Source organism: Profundibacter sp. (genome assembly GCF_965277155.1).
Taxonomy (GTDB): Bacteria; Pseudomonadota; Alphaproteobacteria; order Rhodobacterales; family Rhodobacteraceae; genus Profundibacter.
In genome coordinates, this window is sequence record NZ_CBDIBV010000005.1 from 363,986 (window position 1) to 382,465 (window position 18,480).

Sequence of the window (18,480 nt, forward strand, 5' to 3'; positions counted from 1 at the left end):
GAGGTCCAGAGGAAGAGTGGTGGTCTGCCGTATGATTTCGCACCGCGCGTTGGCGGAGCGAAACCGGTCAGGCCCCGACGGCCAATGCTTCGTCCATCTCGGCCGCCACAGGATCACGCAGCACATAGCCCCGGCCCCAGACGGTTTCGATATAGTTTTCGCCATCCGTGGCCTCGCACAGCTTTTTGCGCAATTTACAGATAAACACGTCGATAATTTTCAACTCGGGCTCATCCATGCCGCCATATAGGTGGTTCAGGAACATTTCCTTGGTCAGGGTCGTGCCCTTGCGCAAAGACAGCAGTTCCAGCATCTGGTATTCCTTGCCGGTCAGATGCACAGGTTTACTGTCCACCTCGACTGTTTTGGCATCCAGATTAATACCGATTTTTCCAGTGTGGATGATCGATTGCGAATGTCCCTTGGAACGGCGGATGATCGCATGGATCCGCGCCACAAGTTCCTCGCGATGGAACGGTTTGGTCAGATAGTCATCCGCACCAAATCCGAATGCCTTGATCTTGTTTTCGGTGTCATCCGAGCCTGTCAAAATCAGGATCGGTGTATCCACCCGCGCCAGCCGCAATTGGCGCAGCACCTCGTTGCCATTCATATCCGGCAAACCGAGATCCAAAAGGATCAAATCGTAATCATAAAGTTTGGCCAGATCGATGCCTTCTTCACCCAGATCGGTGCAGTAAACATTCAGGTTGGCATGAGTCAGCATCATTTCGATACTTTTGGAGGTCGTTGGATCGTCCTCAACCAGCAGTACACGCATTCTAGTTTTCTCCGCTTCTTTTACCCTTCAGCAATATGGTTAACCTGCCCCCAATTGGTTAACTACATGATGGGGTGGATGGCTCCACCCGCCGGCATCGCAATGTGCCATATTGGTGCTGTCGCAAACCAATAAGAGAAGGAGCCATCCACAATGGAGATTACAACACTCGGGATCGATCTGGCAAAGTCTGTTTTTCAGCTTCACGGCGTTGATGCTGCAGGACAGATTGTGCTGATGAAGAAATTGCGCCGCAATGCCGTTCTGGAGTTCATGAGCGCGTTGCCGCCTTGTCTTGTGGGAATAGAAGCTTGCGGTACCTCCCATTTCTGGGCGCGGGAGATTGCGGCGCTCGGCCATGATGTGCGGCTGATCCCGCCCGCCTATGTCAAACCCTATGTCAAACGGCAAAAGAACGACATGGCAGATGCCGAGGCGATCTGCGAGGCCGTAACACGCCCGAACATGCGCTTTGTACCGATCAAGACGCCTGGGCAACAGGGTGTCATGGTGCTGCACCGGACGCGAAAGTTGCTGATCCGGCAACGGACCATGATGCTCAATTCGTTTCGCAGCCATCTGGCCGAATTCGGCATCATTGCGCCACAGGGGCCGCAACATGTCGTAAGAATGGCGAAGGCCATGAAGGACGGAGAGCATGACGACCTGCCGGAGGTCGCGCGTACGGCGTTGCTGGGTTTTGCCCGTCAGCTTGAGACGCTCACCGTAGAAATCCGTTCGCTCGATAATCAGCTGCGTGCCTGGCATCGACAAAGTGCGGTGAGCCAGCGGTTACAGACGATCCCGGGCGTCGGGTTCATCACGGCAACCGCTATGGCCGCAAGCGTTCCGGACCCGGCTGCCTTCGCGTCGGGGCGCCAGTTCGCGGCCTTCCTCGGGCTCGTACCAAGGCAGAATTCGTCAGGAGGCAAGGACAGGCTCGGCCGAATATCCAAAATGGGCGATCCCTATCTGCGAACTCTGCTGGTAAATGGTGCCACATCGATCATTCGCAGAGTCGGACGCGACGACAGCGCCACCGGCATCTGGATCCGCAGATTGCTTGATAAAAAGCCCGCGCGTGTGGTCACGGTTGCCATTGCCAACAAAACAGCGCGCATCATCTGGGCCGTGCTGTTGCGCGGAGATGTTTATCGCCGCCCGGCAGTCAACTGACAGGAATCGCAGCGACCGGGATACGGGTTCGCCGCACCGAGTTGCGAGGGCAAAGATGAATGATGATGATCAACGAAAGCCGCCGCCGGGACACCCCGTATCGGTAGCCCGGGCATAAAAGCTCGTCTCCATGATTGGGACCCAGGCGACGCGGACTTCATCAGGGCCAGCGGTCAAACGTACCGCGCCAACAGGCCGAACACATGACCGCAACCGCAATGATCAAAACTTCAAATTAACCCTTGCAAAAAAGGAGCCATCCACACAAGTTACTATAGCGGAACATTTGTAGAATTCTTCCTAAAGTTGTCGATACTTTTGTAAAGATGTGGTTTTCAGGGCGTTCTCGCCATGATTTTCGATAGCAGAGCGCCAAGAATCGTATTCTTCCTGGCTAAGACCATAGAGTTTCAGGGCCTCTTTTAAGGGAATCAGGCCGAAAACCACCCCCTTGACCACCGCTGCCTTGCGGCTGGCCACCCATCGGCGTGTGCTGGCAGGCGGCAAATCGGCGCGGGTCATGATACTGCCGTCCGGCAGGGTAACGGCGCGCGGACCATCAACTTTCTTTAGATACATCACTTGTCCCTCTTGCTGGTTTCGCCCAATCTGCGACAACGTGATTAAAGAGGCGTGAAACGCGGCCTTGTTAATAGTTCGCATTTTCCTATATTCCGAAATACTCTGCTAACCCTTATGAACGGCCCTCTGATGACCCACCCAGTTAATTCGCTTGGTTTTACCAAGCCCCCCAAAGATACCCGCGTGGTTGTGGCCATGTCCGGCGGTGTTGACAGCTCGGTCGTGGCGGCCGAACTGGCGGCCGAAGGCTATGATGTGGTCGGGGTAACCTTGCAGTTGTATGATCACGGGGCGGCGCTGGCCAAAAAGGGGGCGTGTTGTGCCGGTATCGACATCCATGATGCCCGCCGCGTGGCCGAGGAAATGGGATTCCCGCATTACGTGCTGGATTACGAAAACATCTTCAAGGAAACGGTGATCGACGAGTTTGCCGACAGTTATCTGGCGGGGGCGACACCGGTGCCGTGTATCCGCTGCAACGAGCGGGTGAAATTCAAGGATCTGCTGGCCACAGCCCGTGATCTGGACGCCGATTGCATGGCGACGGGGCATTATATCCAGCGCAAGGGGGGCGTGAGTGGGGCCGAGCTACATATGGCGGCCGACCCGATGCGCGACCAGAGCTATTTCCTGTTTCCCACCACGCAAGAGCAGCTGGATTTCCTGCGCTTTCCTTTGGGACATCTGGAATCCAAAGCCGCAACGCGGGCCCTTGCGGTGAAACACGGGCTGGCGGTGGCGGATAAACCCGACAGTCAGGACATTTGTTTCGTGCCCGATGGCAATTACGCAGCCCTGATCGAAAAGCTGCGCCCCGAGGCGGCAAGCCCGGGCAAGATTGTGGATATGGAGGGCAACGTGCTGGGCGACCATCGCGGGGTGATCCATTATACCATTGGCCAGCGGCGCGGCCTTGGCATTGGCGGGTTGGAAGACCCGTTATATGTGGTGCGGCTGGATGCGGACTCGCGCGAGGTTGTGGTGGGGCCGAAAGAGGCGCTGACCACGCGGATCATTCCAGTGCGTGAAATCAACTGGCTGGGGGATGCGCCGTTTGACAGCCAGGACGAATGGCATCTGGCGGTCAAGGTGCGCTCGACCCGTCCGCCACGGGCGGCGATTGTGCGGCCATTGTCTGCGACCACGGCAGAGGTGGAATTGCTGGAGCCGGAAGAAGGCGTTTCGCCGGGTCAGGCTTGTGTATTTTACGAGGATGGGGGCAGCCGGATCTTTGGCGGGGGCTGGATCTGGCGGGGGGAATAGGCTGAGCGGGGCGTAAGAGATTCTGTGCCTCCGGCGGGGATATTTAGGGAACAGTAATGGCTAAAGGGTTTGCAATATCGCCCGGGCTGCGCGCAATCCTGGGGGTTCCCGATCGCGGCCAAGGCGTTCCATTGTCAGGCGCATTGCGTCTTGTTGGGCCTTCGGGTTGTTCAGCACTTTTAGCACTGCAGGCGCAATTTTATCCGGCACGCAGTTCCTGCCCAGAAATTCCGGCACCACGCGGGTTTCGGAAACCAGATTGACCAGCGTCACCGTGTCCACCTTCAACATCCGGCCAATCAGCAGGCGTGATATCCAGTTCATATCATAGGCGATCACCATCGGGGTATTGGCGGCGGCCAGTTCCAGCGACACCGTGCCCGACGCGGCTAGTGCCACATCGGCGGCGGCAAAAGCGACGCGTTTTTCGGGCAGGTCTGCGGCATCCAGAACCATTGGGGGGATTGACCAGTCCGCAGCCAATTCCCGCACCCGTTTGGCAACGGAAGGGGCAGCAGGCAGGGTAATGCGCAGGTCGGGGCGCTCATTGTGCAACTGGCGGATGGTTTCGCCAAAGATCGGCATCAAGCGTTCGACTTCGCCACGTCGCGACCCGGGTAATGCCAACAGCAGCGGCGCGTCGATCATGCCATGGCGTGTGCGAAAATCCTGCGCTTGTTCGGGCGTGGCCTGTGGTTCGGCCACTACTGGATGGCCAACAAAATCACAGCCCATGCCCGCAGCCTGCATCAGCGGGGGTTCAAATGGCAGCAGGGCCAGCACATGATCAATCTCGCGGGCCATTTTCGCAGCGCGCCCTTCGCGCCACGCCCAGACGGACGGGGCGACATAGTGGATGGTTTTCAGATTGCTTTGCGCCTTAACGATTTTGGCCACCCGCAGGCAGAAATCGGGGCTGTCGATGGTGATCAGCGCATCGGGTTTCTGCGCCAGTACCACATCGGCACATTCGCCAATGCGGCGTTTCAGAGCGCGGTATTTCGGCAGCACCTCGGCCAGCCCCATCACCGAGAGTTCATCCATCGGGAACTGGCTGGCCAGCCCCTGCGCCTGCATCAGCGGGCCACCGACACCGGAAAATTCCGCATCAGGCTGCAATTCTTTCAGCCCTGCCATCAGAGCCGCGCCCAAGGCATCGCCCGAAGGTTCGCCCGCGATCAGGTAGAACCGCATCAGCGTGCTTGCAGGAACAGGCCGGTTTCGGCCAGCGCCTGTTCCAGTTCATCACGCTGCAATACATTCACCCCGCCCGCCGGAATATAGATGCCTGCCAGACCGGCAGCGGCGGCGGCTCGGATGGTGTCGGGACCGATGGTCGGCACATCAAAGCGCATGTCCTGCCCGGGTTTCGGCCCCTTCACCAGTACCCCTTTGGCGCGGCGCAAATGGGTAGGGGTTTGGGCGACAAAGCCCAGCATGGCATCTGTGCCCTGAATAGTTTCGACCCCCAGCACCTGACCGCCCGCAACAACCGCCGCTTGGGACACATCCATCGGTGCAAGGGCGATCAGAATATCCAGCCCCTTTTGTGCATCCGCCACATCCTGTTTGTCGGGGATTGGCCCAATGCGGGTATTGGCGGGCAGCATCAGGGCGGGGGCAACCTCGTGTGCGGCTTTGAAGGCGAAACCGTCTTCGGTAAACACCGCGGCCACCTCGCGCAGCAGGGCGTCATCCCCCTGCCCCATCGCGGCCATCAGACGCGGCGCAAGGGCCATCATTTTTGCATCAAAATTTTCGGGATTCAGCGCAGGGCGGCTCATCGCGCCGGCAAAAACCACTTCGGTTACGCCGTGGCTGTGCAGATCCTCAAACAGGGTGCCCAGTTTATCAAAACTGGCCGGCTGATGGATCAGACTATCCGGCACCTCCACATCGACACCAGCAAATGTGACAAACACCGCCTGCGGATCGCCCGCCGCCAATATCTGCGGCAAGGCGCCGGTTCCGGCGAGTATGGCAAGGCGCGGTTCCATCTGCTATTTCGGCGTCAGAAACGAGCGGTCAGTGGCGCCCAGAATGAAGTCGGTGATTTCCTGCACATAAGCACTGTCGTTTTCCACTGCCAGACGGGCGGCACGTTCCTGAAAGGCCCCCTCGCCCTGGGCCAGCATCTGGTAAGCGGCCCGCAGGGCGGTAATGTCGGCACGATCCACCCCGCGCCGTTTCAGACCAACAAGGTTCAACCCGTCCAGCGCCCCGCGCGAAGATTGCACCAGCCCGTAAGGGATCACATCATTGGTGACCATGGTCACGGCGCCAATGATGGCCCCTTTGCCGATGCGCACAAACTGGTGAATACCCGAAAGCCCGCCGATGATCACATCGTCATCGATCACACAATGACCGGCGATGGCGACCTGATTGGCCATCACAACGTTGTTGCCAACCGTCGCGTCATGGGCCACATGGGCACCGGTCATGATCAGGCAATCATCGCCAACCCGCGTTACCCCACCGCCACCCTCGGTCCCGGTATTCAACGTCGCGCCTTCGCGGATGCGGTTGCGTTTGCCGATGATCAGGCGGGTTTCCTCACCTTTGAATTTCAGATCCTGCGGGATTTCCCCGACCGTGGCAAAAGGAAAGATCACAGTTTCCTCGCCCACTTCGGTGATGCCTGTAACGACCACATGGCTTTTCAAATGTACCTTTGGACCCAAAACCACCTTTGGACCAACACAGCAGAACGGGCCGATCTTGCAGCCTTCGCCTATCACCGCCCCGTCTTCTATGACAGCACTGACGTGGATCTTTGCTGTGGGGTGAACCGCCATTATTTATCCTCGAGAAGGTCGATCATCGCGACGATTTCGGCTTCGGCCGCAACTTCGCCGTCCACCTTGGCCACGCCACGGAATTTCCATATTTTCTTGGAACCGCGCAGCACCTCGACATGCAGTTCCAACACATCGCCCGGCACCACCTTGCGGCGGAATTTGCATTTGTCGATGCTCATGAAATAGACCAGCAAGGGCTTGTCGACCAGATCAAGCGTAATGCCAACCAGAATGGCCGAGGTCTGGGCGATAGCCTCGACCACCATCACACCGGGGAAAATCGGCGCACCCGGGAAATGGCCCTGAAACTGTGGCTCGTTAAAGGTGATATTCTTGATACCAACCGCGCTTTCGTTGGTCTTAATATCCACCACTTTGTCGATCAGCAAAAACGGATAGCGATGCGGAATAATCCGCTGAATGATATCCAGATCGGCTTCGGTCATCTGCTCGGCCATGTCCCTCGGTCCTATGAGTTATTTTGTTTCACTGCCTGATTAACAACTCCGCCACGCCCAGACAAGCAGCCAGTGCAACAATGCAAGACGATCTGATGGGAACCTCTAAAAATCCCCCAAAATCCGGCCTGACGGGGTAGAATCGTCATCAGGATGAAAATGATTCGACCGACGGGGTTTTGTCATGGGTCAGATGGGATTTTTTGATCTTTCCAGCCGATACGCGGGACTGGACAAATCTGGTGATCCGCTGGTGTTGCTCAACGACATGGTGCCGTTCGAGGATTACCGGGACGAGCTGAAGGCCATATGGCGCACGCCGCCCGAACAGCGCAAATCCAACGCTGGCCGCCCGCCTTGGGATGAGGTGCTGATATTCAAGACGATGGTTTTGCAGCAGCTCTACAACCTCTCTGACGATCAGATCGAGTATCAGATCCGCGACCGCCTGTCGTTCATGCGGTTTCTCGGCCTTGGCATTGAAGACAGCGTACCTGACGCCAAGACCATCTGGGCCTACCGTGAAAGGCTGGCCGGGGCCGGGAAGATGAAGGAGCTGTTTGACAAGTTCGATGCCTTTCTGCGCGAAAAGGGCTATCTGGCGATGGGCGGGCAGATTGTTGATGCGAGCATCGTTCCGGCGCCGCGCCAGCACAACAAAAGGGACGAGAACGAGAAAATCAAGGCGGGCGAAACGCCTGAAGAGTGGGAGGAAAAACCCCACAAGAAGCGCCAGAAGGACGTGGATGCGCGCTGGACGAAGAAGCACGGCAAGAGCTATTACGGCTACAAGAACCACATCAATGTCGACCGGCGGCACAAATTCATCCGCGCTTATGATGTCACCGATGCCGCCGTGCATGACAGCCAGGCGCTTGCCGGTCTGATTGATGCGAGCAACACCTCATCGGACCTGTGGGCCGACAGCGCCTATCGCTCGCAAAAGATCGAAAGCGAGCTGGAAGAGCGGGGGCTTCACAGCCATATCCATCACAAGGGCAGGCGCGGCAAGCCGCTTGGCGAGCGCCAGCAAAAGGCCAACCGGAGGCGCTCGAAAGTGCGGGTCCGGGTCGAGCATGTATTCGCTTTTCAGGAGCGCTCCATGGGCGGCAAGCTGATCCGCTCCATCGGCCTGAAGCGGGCGCGATTTCGCATCGGGATGATGAACCTGGTCTACAACATGAAGCGCTTCGTCCAGTTCGAATGCGGCCTGGCGGCGCCGGGATAAGGGTTCATGGGGTGAGGTGTGCCTGAAATACCCAAAACCGGCTTGAAACCGGTGAAAATGGGTTTATGATCCGAAGCAATCAGGCGGGACAGGCGAAAAACCGTCCACCCCGCCGCGAAGAAGGCGAAAACGGGAATTTACAGAGGTTCCCATTAGTTGTATGTGAATATATCCCAATATATCCCTCGGCCTATGGTTAACAAAGACGGCTAAAGACTATAATTGTTGGGGCTGACCCAGATAACCTAAAAAGAGGTTATGATGGGAAGCATGAGAAAGAGTCGCCTGAGCCACTACAAGCAAGACCGTCTTACGGAGCATTTTGTTTCGGGATCGACAGCACGAACAGCAGCCAGTTTGTGTGGTGTAAACCGCAAGACCGCAGCGTTTTATTTTCTACGCCTGCGCGAGATAATCGCCTATGAGCTGGAGGCGGAAAGCCAAGCTATGTTCGGCGGAGAAATAGAAGTGGACGAAAGCTACTTTGGCGGCAAACGCAAAGGTAAACGCGGGCGTGGTGCGGCAGGTAAAATTCCCGTTTTTGGTATATTAAAAAGGGGTGGGAAGGTTTACACCAAGATCATCCCGGACGCCAAATCCGCCACTCTGATCCCGATCATAGAGCGCAAAGTCGTGCCGGATTCCATCGTCTATTCCGATTGTTGGCGCGGTTATAATGTGCTGGATGTGTCAGACTTCCACCACTTTCGCATCAACCATTCCAAGCTCTTTGCAGACCGTCACAACCACATCAATGGCATCGAGAATTTCTGGAACCAAGCCAAGCGCCACATGCGCCGATTTAACGGTGTCCCCAAGGCCCAATTTGGGCTATATTTGAAGGAATGCGAGTGGCGTTTCAACAACAGTGACCCTTCAGCTCAGTTATTGCAGCTAAGACAATGGGTTAAGCGTTACTTGAAGTAGTTATCTGGGTCAGCCCCTAATTGTTTACATCCGGTGGGGGAAATTAGCCGTGCGTTGCAATCCGACGTAATGCTTTTCCGGCTGGACGGCAGCATTGGCTCAGAGCATGTGTACTGACCAGCATATGCGATAGGGCTGATGCCATAAACCGCTTTTGCGGGGCGGGAAGCCGAGTTAAATATTAGGTGTTTTTTACCCTACGGATACCTAATGACCCTTCATTGTGCTTCCCGCCAACCTTTTCGTCTATACAAGCGAATTGAATGATCTAATCCTATTGGTTTTTATTTCACCTTTTCATTTTATTTCCAGATATTTAGCCGATCTTTTCATTTATTAAGAAGTACAGCATCTGGTAGGGTTGGAATTCCCGAAGAATTTAACTATATTGATGCGGATCAGCACCGGGATTTTGAGTATGAATAAGATTATTGGGACAGCTGCCATCATATTGATAGGGATAACCGGACTGGCCGAGGCCAAGCCATTAAAACTGTCGACCAAATCCCGCGTGGGTCTGTTTCGCTCGCAAACTTCTGTGCTGGATGGACGTGCCGCCAGCCAATATTCAAACTCTGTACGCTTGCAGCCAAAACCAGTGATCACCCCAGGCAAAGGTGGCTCACTAAGTTATTCCGGCCGTTATAGCGGCCCATATCTGGATATGGCGCGTTCAGCGGCGCGGCGACACGGGGTTCCAGAAGATCTGTTCTTGCGCCTTATTCAGCAAGAATCCGGCTGGAACCACCGCGCCAAATCGCACAAGGGGGCCTTGGGGCTGGCGCAGTTGATGCCTGCCACTGCGCGGCGCCTGAATGTGAACCCGCGGGTGCCACGGGAAAATCTGGACGGCGGGGCACGGTATCTGCGCCAGCAATATGACCGGTTCCGCTCGTGGCGGCTAGCCCTTGCGGCCTATAATGCCGGTCCCGAGGCTGTGCAGAAATACGGTGGTATTCCACCCTATCGCGAGACCAAGAATTACGTTCGCAAAATCTGGGGCAGCTAAGGCGCTTGCGGTTTAAAACAAGCGCCCGAGTGTATTAAACTTCTGAAAGTTCTTTTTCGTGCATCCATGCCGCGTGGCGTGGGGCCTTTTTGGTGCGGTCCCATTCGTTCAGCATATCCCATTTCACCGCATCCAGTTTGGCCAGCATCGCGTCTTCTTCTGGGTCGGGGCAAGCCAGCTCCAGACGATGACCGCTGGGGTCAAAGAAATAGATCGAGTGAAAGATCGAGTGATCCGTCACGCCCAGAACCTCGACGCCGTTGGCCTCTAGGTGATCCTTGAATTTCAGTAGTTCTTCACGGTCCTTCACTTTGAAGGCCAGATGCTGGGTCCAGATCGGGGTATTCGGGTCGCGGCCCATTTCGGGCAGGGTGGGTAGTTCAAAGAAGGCCAGTACATTGCCGTTCCCGGCATCCATGAACACATGCATGTAAGGATCCGGATCATGGGTTGACGGGACATGGTCTTCGGCAATCGCCAGAACGAAATCCATGTTCAGCATTTTGCTATACCATTCAACGGTTTCCTTGGCGTTTTTACAACGATAGGCGACGTGGTGGATTTGTTCGATTTTCATCTTTGGTATCCTTTAATGGTCCTGATCGGGGCAGGGTATTTCACAATCGTTGCATATGCAACGAATATTTGAAGAGCCATTATGGTGGTATTGTGCCGCCTAACGGCGTCACCCAACGCGCCCCTTTGGGGCGCGCGGGCCTGCGGCGCAGGTATTTGGGAAAAGAAGAAGTTATAGCGTTTCGACTTGATATTGAATCATGCCCTGCCATTGAACGCCATTGCTGCGCAATCACTGCCGCACTGGCTGGGCATGGTAGTATTTCAACGAAAAGCCGAAACGCTTTAGCGTTCGCGCCTGAATGCTGACGGGGTTTGCCCTGTGTGATGCTGGAAGGCGCGGGTGAAATAGGCGGGCGAGGTGAAGCCCAGATCAGCCGCAACCTGCTGGATCGGGGTTTTGGTTTCGCGCAGCAGGCGGCGCGCCTCGAATATCACACGATCACTCAGTAGGGCCGAAGCAGGTCGACCACATGCCTGATTGCAGACACGCGATAGATGGGTGGGGGTAACGCCCAATGCCTCGGCATATTCGGCGATATTCATGCCGGATTTATATTCGGATTCAATCATTTCAGTGAATCGGGTGGTCAGGCGTTGGGCCGCATCGGGGGCTTTATTCTCCGCCTCGTGCAGCAAAATTTGCCGGCGCATCCAGACGGCCAGCAAGCCGGTGTGGTGGTGGATGGCGCGTACACGTTCTGGCTGGCTGCCTTCCAGTTCGCGTTGCAGATTGTCCAGAATGCCGGTGACTTCGGCTTGCGGAATCGCATCGCGGATGCGCAGGTGGGTGGGCATGACCGGCAAGGGAAAGCCCAGATCGCGCGGGATGAAGATGGCGGTGCCAAACACCTGTGTCGACACCTCGAACCCGTGCATCACGCCCGATGGTATGAACACTGCGTTATGAGCCCCGTATCCACGGGTGGTGCCGGCAACTGTAATACGCCCCTGACCGCGGGTGAACCACAGCAACAGGTTGGAGCTGTAGCTGCGCATTGCCTCGACGCGCCAACGCCCGCCTTGGGCCAGTCGCGGAATCGGAGTCATACGGACTTCGGGGAGTTTGTTTGCTATTTCTGTCATCACTTGCCTCGAACGATGGGCATTTTGCCCTTGTTTTCGGCCAGCCTACGCCGGTAAGCCGCCGTGTCCAAACAAAAAATGCACGTTTAGGCAGAACTGCGCGGATCGTGGCCTATGGGTTACGCCACGTCATGTGTTAGCCAGCCCTTCATGCGAGCGCGAAACCATGTGCGCTGGCGTTTGGCGTATTGGTGGCTGGCGGTGCAGGCGGCGTTACGGGCCTCTTCCAGCAACAATTCCCCGCGGATATGGGCAATCAGTTCCGGTGCGCCAATGGCTTTTGACGACAAATATGCGGGATTCCAGAGGGGTTCCATCGCGCGGGCCTCGTCCAGCGCGCCATTTTCAAGCATCAGGTCAAAGCGCCGGTTGATCCTGCCATTCAGCCAGTCACGATCTGTATTGATTACGATCGGGGTGACCTTGTTCAGCGACAACAACGGCGGCGGTGTGGCGTCCTGCCAGTCTGCAAGGGTGCGGCCGGTGGCATGCAGCACCTCCCATGCGCGCTGCACCCGCATCGGGTTTTGCATATCAATGCGGGTGCGGGTGGCATCGTCCAGTTCAGCCAGCAACGCAGGCAGGCCCCCGGTGGCCAGCAGGGCATCGGCTTGCGCGCGGATATCGGGTGGGATGCGCGGGATATCGGCCAGACCCTCGGTCAGGGCGCGAAAATACAGACCGGTGCCACCAACAATGATCGGGCGGGCAGGGGGATTGGTCAGAATTTCCCCCACCTGCCGCAACCAATGCCCGACAGAATAATCCGCATCAAACGGGACGTGGCCGTAGAGCAGATGCGGTGCGCGGGCCAGATCGGCATCATCGGGCCGCGCGGTCAGCACCCGCCAACCGTCAAACACCTGCAGGGCATCGGCATTGATGATCACCCCGCCGCTGTTTTGCGCGATCTGAAGCGCCAGAGCCGATTTACCCGAAGCCGTTGGCCCCGCGATCAGAACCGGCATATCCGCCGGTATGGAATTAATATCGTCCAAATGCCGCGCCTTTCACGGTTTGCCGTTGAACCCCCCCGCTTTTTGCGACATTTTAACCAAAACGCAAACACCAAGATTTTCGCGGGGGCAAATCATCATGAGCGATAGTGACAACAGCACAGAAACCGAAGGCGAAAAACCGGCCTTTAAACGGGTGATGCTAAAAATTTCCGGCGAGGCCTTGATGGGTGATCAGGGTTATGGCCTGCACCCGCCGACCGTCGAGCGCATCGCCCGCGAGGTCAAGTCGGTGCATGATATGGGTACCGAAATCTGCATGGTGATCGGTGGCGGCAACATTTTTCGCGGCCTGCAAGGGTCCGCACAAGGTATGGAGCGAACCACGGCAGACTATATGGGTATGCTGGCCACCGTGATGAACGCGCTGGCGATGCAGGCCGCGCTTGAGAGCCTTGGTGTGTTTACCCGGGTGATCAGTGCCATTCCGATGGATCAGGTCTGCGAGCCTTACATCCGCCGCCGCGCTGTGCGCCACCTTGAGAAAAAGCGTGTGGTGATCTTTGCAGCCGGCACCGGTAATCCTTATTTCACCACCGACACTGCCGCTACATTGCGCGCCAATGAAATGGCCTGCGAGGCGATCTTCAAGGGCACCAAAGTGGATGGCGTTTACGACAAGGATCCGGCGAAATTCGAGGATGCCAAACGGTATGATCGGGTGTCTTATGACGAGGTGCTGCAAAAACATTTGGGCGTGATGGACGCCAGCGCGATTGCGCTGGCCCGTGACAACAACCTGCCAATCATCGTGTTTTCATTGGACGAGCCGGGCGGCTTTCGCGGAATTCTGGCCGGGGAAGGCACCTATACAACGGTTCATAGTTAACCCTATATTAGCGATAACGCGCCACAAGCGGAACGAAGAAAAGAGTGAACAGCCATGTCAGATGAAATCGAAATCGACCTAGATGATCTTGAACGCCGGATGGAAGGGGCGCTTGCCTCGCTTCGAACTGAATTTGCCAGCTTGCGTACCGGTCGGGCCTCGGCCTCGATGCTTGAACCGGTGATGGTCGAGGCATACGGTCAGAAAACCCCGATCAATCAGGTGGGCACGGTGAACGTGCCGGAACCGCGCATGGTGACGATCAATGTCTGGGACAAATCCATGGTGCAGGCGGTGGAAAAGGCGATCCGCGAAAGTGGTCTCGGGATTAATCCGCAACTGAACGGCACCATCATTATGCTGCCGATCCCCGAGCTGAACGAAGAACGCCGCCGTGAACTATCCAAAGTGGCCGCGCAATACGCAGAACACGCCCGCGTGGCGGTGCGCAATGTGCGCCGTGACGGTATGGACCAGCTGAAAAAGGCGCTGAATGACGGCATGTCCGAAGACGACAACAAGATTTGGCACGACGAGGTGCAATCGCTGACCGACAAGGCGATTGCGGCAATTGATGCGGCGCTTGAGAACAAGCAAGAAGAGATTATGCAAGTATAGGTTCACGGTTTAATTGTGAGAGGTAACATATTGGCTGAAAAGGGAAAACCGGCAGGTGGCCCAGCCCATGTAGCAATCATCATGGACGGGAATGGCCGCTGGGCACAATCGCGCGGCAAGCCGCGCCTGTTCGGCCATCGCGCCGGTGCGCGCCGCGTGCGCCAGATTGTCGAGGCGTGTCCTGATCTGGGGGTGAAATACCTGACCATCTTTGCCTTTTCGACCGAGAACTGGAAGCGCACGCAGGCCGAGGTTTCCGGCCTGATGCTGCTGTTTCGCCGCTATATCCAGAAGGAAACGAAGACGCTGGTCGATAATGGCATCCGCGTGCGGTTTATCGGTGATCGGGTGAAGCTGGACAAGAAACTGGTCTGCCTGATGGACGAGCTGGAGCGCGTCACAGCGCATAACGAGTTGGTTAATATGACGGTTGCACTGAACTATGGTGGTCGTGACGAAGTGGCCCGTGCCACCAAACGGTTGGCCGAAGAGGTGGCTGCGGGGCGCCTGAACCCCGAAGATGTGGACGAAGAAACCCTGCCGCGATTTCTGGATACCTATGTATTACCCGACCCCGATCTGGTGATCCGCACTTCGGGCGAGGCGCGCGTATCCAACTTCCTGCTGTGGCAGTCGGCCTATTCGGAATATGAATTCATTGATACGCTATGGCCCGATTTCACACCGGAAATCTTTGCCGAGGTATTGAATAAATACGGTACCCGTGAACGCCGGTTTGGGGCCGTTCCAGCATGAGCAACAGCAAATGGGATGACCTGAAGCCGCGGGTGCTGTCGGCAATTGTTATGGCGCTGGTGGCAGGCGGTGCGGTCTGGGCCGGTGGGTATTGGTTCATTGCCCTGATCGCGATTTCCAGTGGTTTGATGTCATGGGAACTGGCGCGGATGCTGGTGCCCGATCAAGTGGAACGCCATCTTAGCTATGGGACAAACGCGGCCTTTGCGGTGGCACTGGCCGCTTTTGTGCCGCCCTATCTGGCGGTTATCGCGCTGTTTGCGCCGGTGTTATATGGCCTGATTGTGATCAAACAAAAACGCCTGATGTTCGGGTCCTATTCACTGCTGATCATGTTGGCCGGATACGGGTTTATCTATTTGCGTCAGGATCTTGGGCTGATCTGGATGATCTGGTTGCTGCTGGTGGTCGTGGCCAGCGACATCGGCGGCTATGTAGCCGGTCGTCTGCTGGGCGGGCCGAAATTCTGGCCGGCGATCAGCCCCAAGAAAACTTGGTCCGGCACCATTGCCGGATGGGTCGGGGCCGCTTTGGTCGGCTGGTATTTCAGCGCCTTTCAGGGATTGTGGGGCGGTCTGCCGCTGTTTTCGGTTCTGGTGGCCTTTGCCGCGCAGATGGGCGATATCGCCGAAAGCGCGATCAAACGCAAAACCGGCATCAAGGACAGTTCCAACCTGATCCCTGGTCACGGTGGGTTCATGGACCGGTTTGACGGGATGTTGGGGGCCTCGGTTGTGGTGCTGGTCGCGGTGGTTCTGACGGGCTTTCCTTTCGGGGCCGGATAGGGATATGCGCAGGGTCAGCATATTTGGCGCGACCGGCTCGATCGGGCAAAGCGCGATTGACCTGATTGCGCGGGACCCTGACAAATATCAGGTGGTGGCGCTGACGGGCGGGCGCAATATCGCGCAACTGGCCAAGGATGCGCGCATGTTGCGGGCCGAAGTGGCCGTCACCGCCTTTCCTGAATATCTGGGCGATTTACAGGCGGCGCTGTCCGGTAGTGGCATTGAGGCCACAGCGGGCGAGGCGGCCTTGATCGAGGCGGCGGATCGGCCTGCGGACTGGATTTTATCGGCGATTGTCGGTGCGGCGGGGTTGGCGCCGGGGTTGCGGGCCTTGCAACAGGGCACCACTTTGGCGCTGGCAAACAAGGAAAGTCTGGTCGCCGCAGGGCCGTTACTGATGCGCGAGGCGCGTAAACACGGCGCGACCATCCTGCCGGTGGATAGTGAACATTCGGCCATCTTTCAGGCATTGGTGGGCGAGGACATCACCAAGGTCGAGCGCATTATCATCACCGCATCCGGCGGTGCATTCCGCGACTGGCCACTGGAAAAACTGGCCACCGCCACCCTGAAACAGGCCCAGACCCATCCCAATTGGGATATGGGCCAGCGCATCACCATCGACAGTGCCAGCATGTTCAACAAAGCGCTTGAGGTGATTGAAACCAATGAGTATTTCGACGTAAGGCCCGATCAGATCGAGGTGATCGTCCACCCGCAATCCATGGTTCACGCCCTTGTCGGATTTATTGATGGCGGCCTGATGGCCCACGTTGGCCCCGCCGATATGCGCCATGCCATCGGTTACGCCCTGCATTGGCCTAAGCGCGGGCATGTTCCTGTGGAACGGCTGGACCTGGCCAAACTGGGCAAACTGGAATTCCGCGCCCCGGACGAGGTGCGCTGGCCTGCCCTGCGGCTGGCCCGTGAAGTGATCGAATCCGGCGGGCTGACGGGGGCCACATTCAACGCTGCCAAGGAGGTTGCGCTGGATGCCTTCATCGGCGGACAGATTGGATTTATGGACATGGCCGAAGTGGTGGAAGAGGTGTTAAATCGCACGTCAAACGACAATCGCCTTGATAATGCCGTGATCACCCTTGATATGGTGCGCAAGACAGACCATCTGGCACGACAGACCGCCAAAGATATCATTCGCCAGCGGCAGGCATAAAGGACACCACCTTGGATTTCGCAAGCATACTTCCGGTTTTCGGCAACTTTGCCTTTACGGTTGCGGCCTTTATTGTCGCCTTGTCGGTTATTGTCACAATCCACGAATACGGCCATTACATTGTTGGCCGCTGGTCCGGCATCCATGCCGAGGTGTTTTCACTGGGCTTTGGGCCGACCCTGTGGTCACGGGTCGATAAACGCGGCACCAAATGGCAAATCGCGGCACTGCCCTTTGGCGGCTATGTCAAGTTTCTGGGCGATGCGGACGCCGCCAGCGGCAAAGACGGCGAAACCATCAGCACCCTGTCGGACGAGGAAAAGCGCCACACCATGCACGGCGCCCCCCTTTGGGCGCGGTTCCTGACGGTTTTGGCGGGGCCGGTGTTCAACTTTATTCTGGCGATTGTCGTCTTTGCCGGATTGGCACTGGTGGATGGTATTTCCACTTATCCACCCAAAATTGCAACGGTATACGAATTGCCTGCAGGGCTGTCCGAGCTGGAGCCGGGGGATACACTGGTTGCGATCGAGGGCGTGCGGTTCCCCGATGAGGAAGGGTATGGCGCTTTCCTTGACGCGCTGCCCAGCAAGCCGAAATTGTCCTACACCGTTTTGCGCGATGGTAAAGAAGTTACTGTTGACGGCCCCCCGCTGTCCCCGACACGGGTCAATGCGGTAACGCCGGGCTGGGCGGCAGACAAGGCCGGTATCCAGGTGGATGATGTCATTCTGGAAATCGGTGGCACCAAGGTTTACGAATTTGGCCAGATGATCCCTTTGATCAATGACAGTGCGGGCAAGCCGACGGTGATCAAACTGTGGCGCGACGGTCAGGTTCTGGAATACACCATCGAGGCGCAGAAACGCGATTTGCCAATTGCCGATAACCAGTTCGAGACCCGTTACATTATGGGGATCAGCGGTAGCCTGTTTTTTGAATCCGCCCGTGAACGTCCCGGCGTTGGCGAGGCCTTGATGATCGGTGTCAAAGGCACTTGGGGAACAATCACCCAGTCGATTTCCGGCCTGACCCATATGATAGCCGGCAAAATCAGCAGCTGTAACCTGTCCGGCCCTGTTGGAATTGCCACGATTTCCGGTAAACTTGCACGGCAAGGTGTGCTGGCATTCCTGTATTTCATTGCCATGCTGTCCACGGCTGTTGGTTTGATGAATCTGTTCCCTGTACCGGTGCTGGATGGCGGGCATCTGGTGTTCTTCACTTACGAGGCCATTGCGGGCAAACCGCCCAGCGACAAGGCGTTGAATATTTTAATGACAGCGGGGTTCGCTCTGATCCTGATGTTGATGGGGTTTGCCTTGTATAATGACTTTATGTGCCCCTAAGGGGGCAGAAATTCCCGCCCTATTCTTGCCTTATTTCAATATTACAAAGACCTCTGCATAACA

The 18,480-nt window shown here is 56.8% G+C and carries 21 protein-coding genes; 12 read left to right on the top strand and 9 right to left on the bottom strand.

The window, feature by feature from the left end; translation table 11 throughout:
• Nucleotides 1-67: 67 nt before the first annotated feature.
• Nucleotides 68-781, bottom strand: coding sequence for a response regulator transcription factor CtrA (gene ctrA / locus ACQY4M_RS05880; RefSeq protein WP_428541972.1), 714 nt, complete (start codon nt 779-781; stop codon nt 68-70).
• Between the two features lie 153 nt (nt 782-934).
• Here ctrA and ACQY4M_RS05885 point away from each other — a divergent pair, with 153 nt between their 5' ends.
• A complete protein-coding gene (locus ACQY4M_RS05885) occupies nt 935-1,957 on the top strand; it encodes an IS110 family transposase (RefSeq protein WP_428541975.1) in 1,023 nt (340 codons plus the stop codon).
• A gap of 300 nt (nt 1,958-2,257) precedes the next feature.
• On the opposite strand, the gene ACQY4M_RS05890 is transcribed toward ACQY4M_RS05885, so the two are convergent.
• Nucleotides 2,258-2,536, bottom strand: a complete 279-nt coding sequence (locus ACQY4M_RS05890; protein WP_118942673.1) for a DUF1153 domain-containing protein — start codon at nt 2,534-2,536, stop codon at nt 2,258-2,260.
• Nucleotides 2,537-2,665: 129 nt separating this feature from the next.
• On the opposite strand from ACQY4M_RS05890, the gene mnmA reads away from it, so the two are divergent.
• Nucleotides 2,666-3,802 carry a tRNA 2-thiouridine(34) synthase MnmA gene (gene mnmA / locus ACQY4M_RS05895; protein ID WP_428542099.1) on the top strand — a complete coding sequence of 379 codons (1,137 nt, stop codon included), beginning with the start codon at nt 2,666-2,668 and terminating at the stop codon, nt 3,800-3,802.
• Between the two features lie 60 nt (nt 3,803-3,862).
• Here the strand turns inward: mnmA and lpxB are convergent, their stop codons facing one another.
• From lpxB to fabZ, 4 genes are read right to left on the bottom strand one after another with little or no spacing between them, the layout of a single operon-like run.
• Complete coding sequence (gene lpxB, locus ACQY4M_RS05900) at nt 3,863-4,996, bottom strand: lipid-A-disaccharide synthase (RefSeq protein WP_428541978.1); 1,134 nt, start codon at nt 4,994-4,996, stop codon at nt 3,863-3,865.
• Nucleotides 4,996-5,799: an LpxI family protein gene (locus ACQY4M_RS05905; protein ID WP_428541981.1), complete on the bottom strand. Its 804-nt coding sequence runs from the start codon at nt 5,797-5,799 to the stop codon at nt 4,996-4,998. Before ACQY4M_RS05905 ends, lpxB begins: the two co-directional genes overlap by 1 nt.
• A 3-nt stretch (nt 5,800-5,802) precedes the next feature.
• Nucleotides 5,803-6,600: an acyl-ACP--UDP-N-acetylglucosamine O-acyltransferase gene (lpxA, locus tag ACQY4M_RS05910; RefSeq protein ID WP_428541984.1), complete on the bottom strand. Its 798-nt coding sequence runs from the start codon at nt 6,598-6,600 to the stop codon at nt 5,803-5,805.
• Nucleotides 6,600-7,061, bottom strand: a complete 462-nt coding sequence (fabZ, locus tag ACQY4M_RS05915; protein WP_428541987.1) for a 3-hydroxyacyl-ACP dehydratase FabZ — start codon at nt 7,059-7,061, stop codon at nt 6,600-6,602. The genes lpxA and fabZ overlap by 1 nt, the downstream gene beginning before the upstream one ends.
• 184 nt (nt 7,062-7,245) lie before the next feature.
• Between fabZ and ACQY4M_RS05920 the strand changes: the two genes are divergently transcribed.
• The 4 genes from ACQY4M_RS05920 to ACQY4M_RS05935 all read left to right on the top strand — a co-directional run bounded on the left by ACQY4M_RS05920 (nt 7,246) and on the right by ACQY4M_RS05935 (nt 10,225).
• Nucleotides 7,246-8,289: an IS5 family transposase gene (locus ACQY4M_RS05920; protein ID WP_428539227.1), complete on the top strand. Its 1,044-nt coding sequence runs from the start codon at nt 7,246-7,248 to the stop codon at nt 8,287-8,289.
• 65 nt (nt 8,290-8,354) lie between these two features.
• Nucleotides 8,355-8,489, top strand: coding sequence for a hypothetical protein (locus tag ACQY4M_RS05925; protein WP_428541990.1), 135 nt, complete (start codon nt 8,355-8,357; stop codon nt 8,487-8,489).
• Nucleotides 8,490-8,559: 70 nt separating this feature from the next.
• Nucleotides 8,560-9,216: an IS1595 family transposase gene (locus ACQY4M_RS05930; protein ID WP_428539609.1), complete on the top strand. Its 657-nt coding sequence runs from the start codon at nt 8,560-8,562 to the stop codon at nt 9,214-9,216.
• A 418-nt stretch (nt 9,217-9,634) separates the two neighbouring features.
• Entirely contained in the window at nt 9,635-10,225 is a 591-nt protein-coding gene (locus tag ACQY4M_RS05935; RefSeq protein WP_428541993.1) for a lytic transglycosylase domain-containing protein, read from the top strand.
• Between the two features lie 34 nt (nt 10,226-10,259).
• On the opposite strand, the gene ACQY4M_RS05940 is transcribed toward ACQY4M_RS05935, so the two are convergent.
• The 3 genes from ACQY4M_RS05940 to miaA all read right to left on the bottom strand — a co-directional run bounded on the left by ACQY4M_RS05940 (nt 10,260) and on the right by miaA (nt 12,855).
• Nucleotides 10,260-10,802, bottom strand: coding sequence for a VOC family protein (locus tag ACQY4M_RS05940; RefSeq protein ID WP_428541996.1), 543 nt, complete (start codon nt 10,800-10,802; stop codon nt 10,260-10,262).
• Between the two features lie 284 nt (nt 10,803-11,086).
• Entirely contained in the window at nt 11,087-11,851 is a 765-nt protein-coding gene (locus tag ACQY4M_RS05945; RefSeq protein ID WP_428541999.1) for an AraC family transcriptional regulator, read from the bottom strand.
• Nucleotides 11,852-12,006: 155 nt separating this feature from the next.
• Entirely contained in the window at nt 12,007-12,855 is an 849-nt protein-coding gene (gene miaA / locus ACQY4M_RS05950; protein WP_428542102.1) for a tRNA (adenosine(37)-N6)-dimethylallyltransferase MiaA, read from the bottom strand.
• Nucleotides 12,856-12,982: 127 nt separating this feature from the next.
• Here miaA and pyrH point away from each other — a divergent pair, with 127 nt between their 5' ends.
• Genes pyrH through rseP form a run of 6 tightly spaced genes read left to right on the top strand, consistent with a single transcriptional unit; the run spans nt 12,983 to nt 18,417 of the window.
• A complete protein-coding gene (pyrH, locus tag ACQY4M_RS05955) occupies nt 12,983-13,732 on the top strand; it encodes a UMP kinase (RefSeq protein WP_428542002.1) in 750 nt (249 codons plus the stop codon).
• A gap of 54 nt (nt 13,733-13,786) precedes the next feature.
• A complete protein-coding gene (gene frr, locus ACQY4M_RS05960) occupies nt 13,787-14,350 on the top strand; it encodes a ribosome recycling factor (RefSeq protein WP_428542005.1) in 564 nt (187 codons plus the stop codon).
• Nucleotides 14,351-14,380: 30 nt separating this feature from the next.
• The gene (uppS, locus tag ACQY4M_RS05965) at nt 14,381-15,106 is read left to right on the top strand and encodes a polyprenyl diphosphate synthase (protein WP_428542008.1); all 726 of its coding nucleotides are present in this window, start codon (nt 14,381-14,383) and stop codon (nt 15,104-15,106) included.
• Nucleotides 15,103-15,891, top strand: coding sequence for a phosphatidate cytidylyltransferase (locus ACQY4M_RS05970; protein ID WP_428542011.1), 789 nt, complete (start codon nt 15,103-15,105; stop codon nt 15,889-15,891). The genes uppS and ACQY4M_RS05970 overlap by 4 nt, the downstream gene beginning before the upstream one ends.
• A 4-nt stretch (nt 15,892-15,895) precedes the next feature.
• A complete protein-coding gene (dxr, locus tag ACQY4M_RS05975; protein WP_428542014.1) occupies nt 15,896-17,068 on the top strand; it encodes a 1-deoxy-D-xylulose-5-phosphate reductoisomerase in 1,173 nt (390 codons plus the stop codon).
• An 11-nt stretch (nt 17,069-17,079) separates the two neighbouring features.
• Nucleotides 17,080-18,417, top strand: coding sequence for an RIP metalloprotease RseP (rseP, locus tag ACQY4M_RS05980; RefSeq protein WP_428542017.1), 1,338 nt, complete (start codon nt 17,080-17,082; stop codon nt 18,415-18,417).
• Nucleotides 18,418-18,480 lie beyond the last annotated feature (63 nt).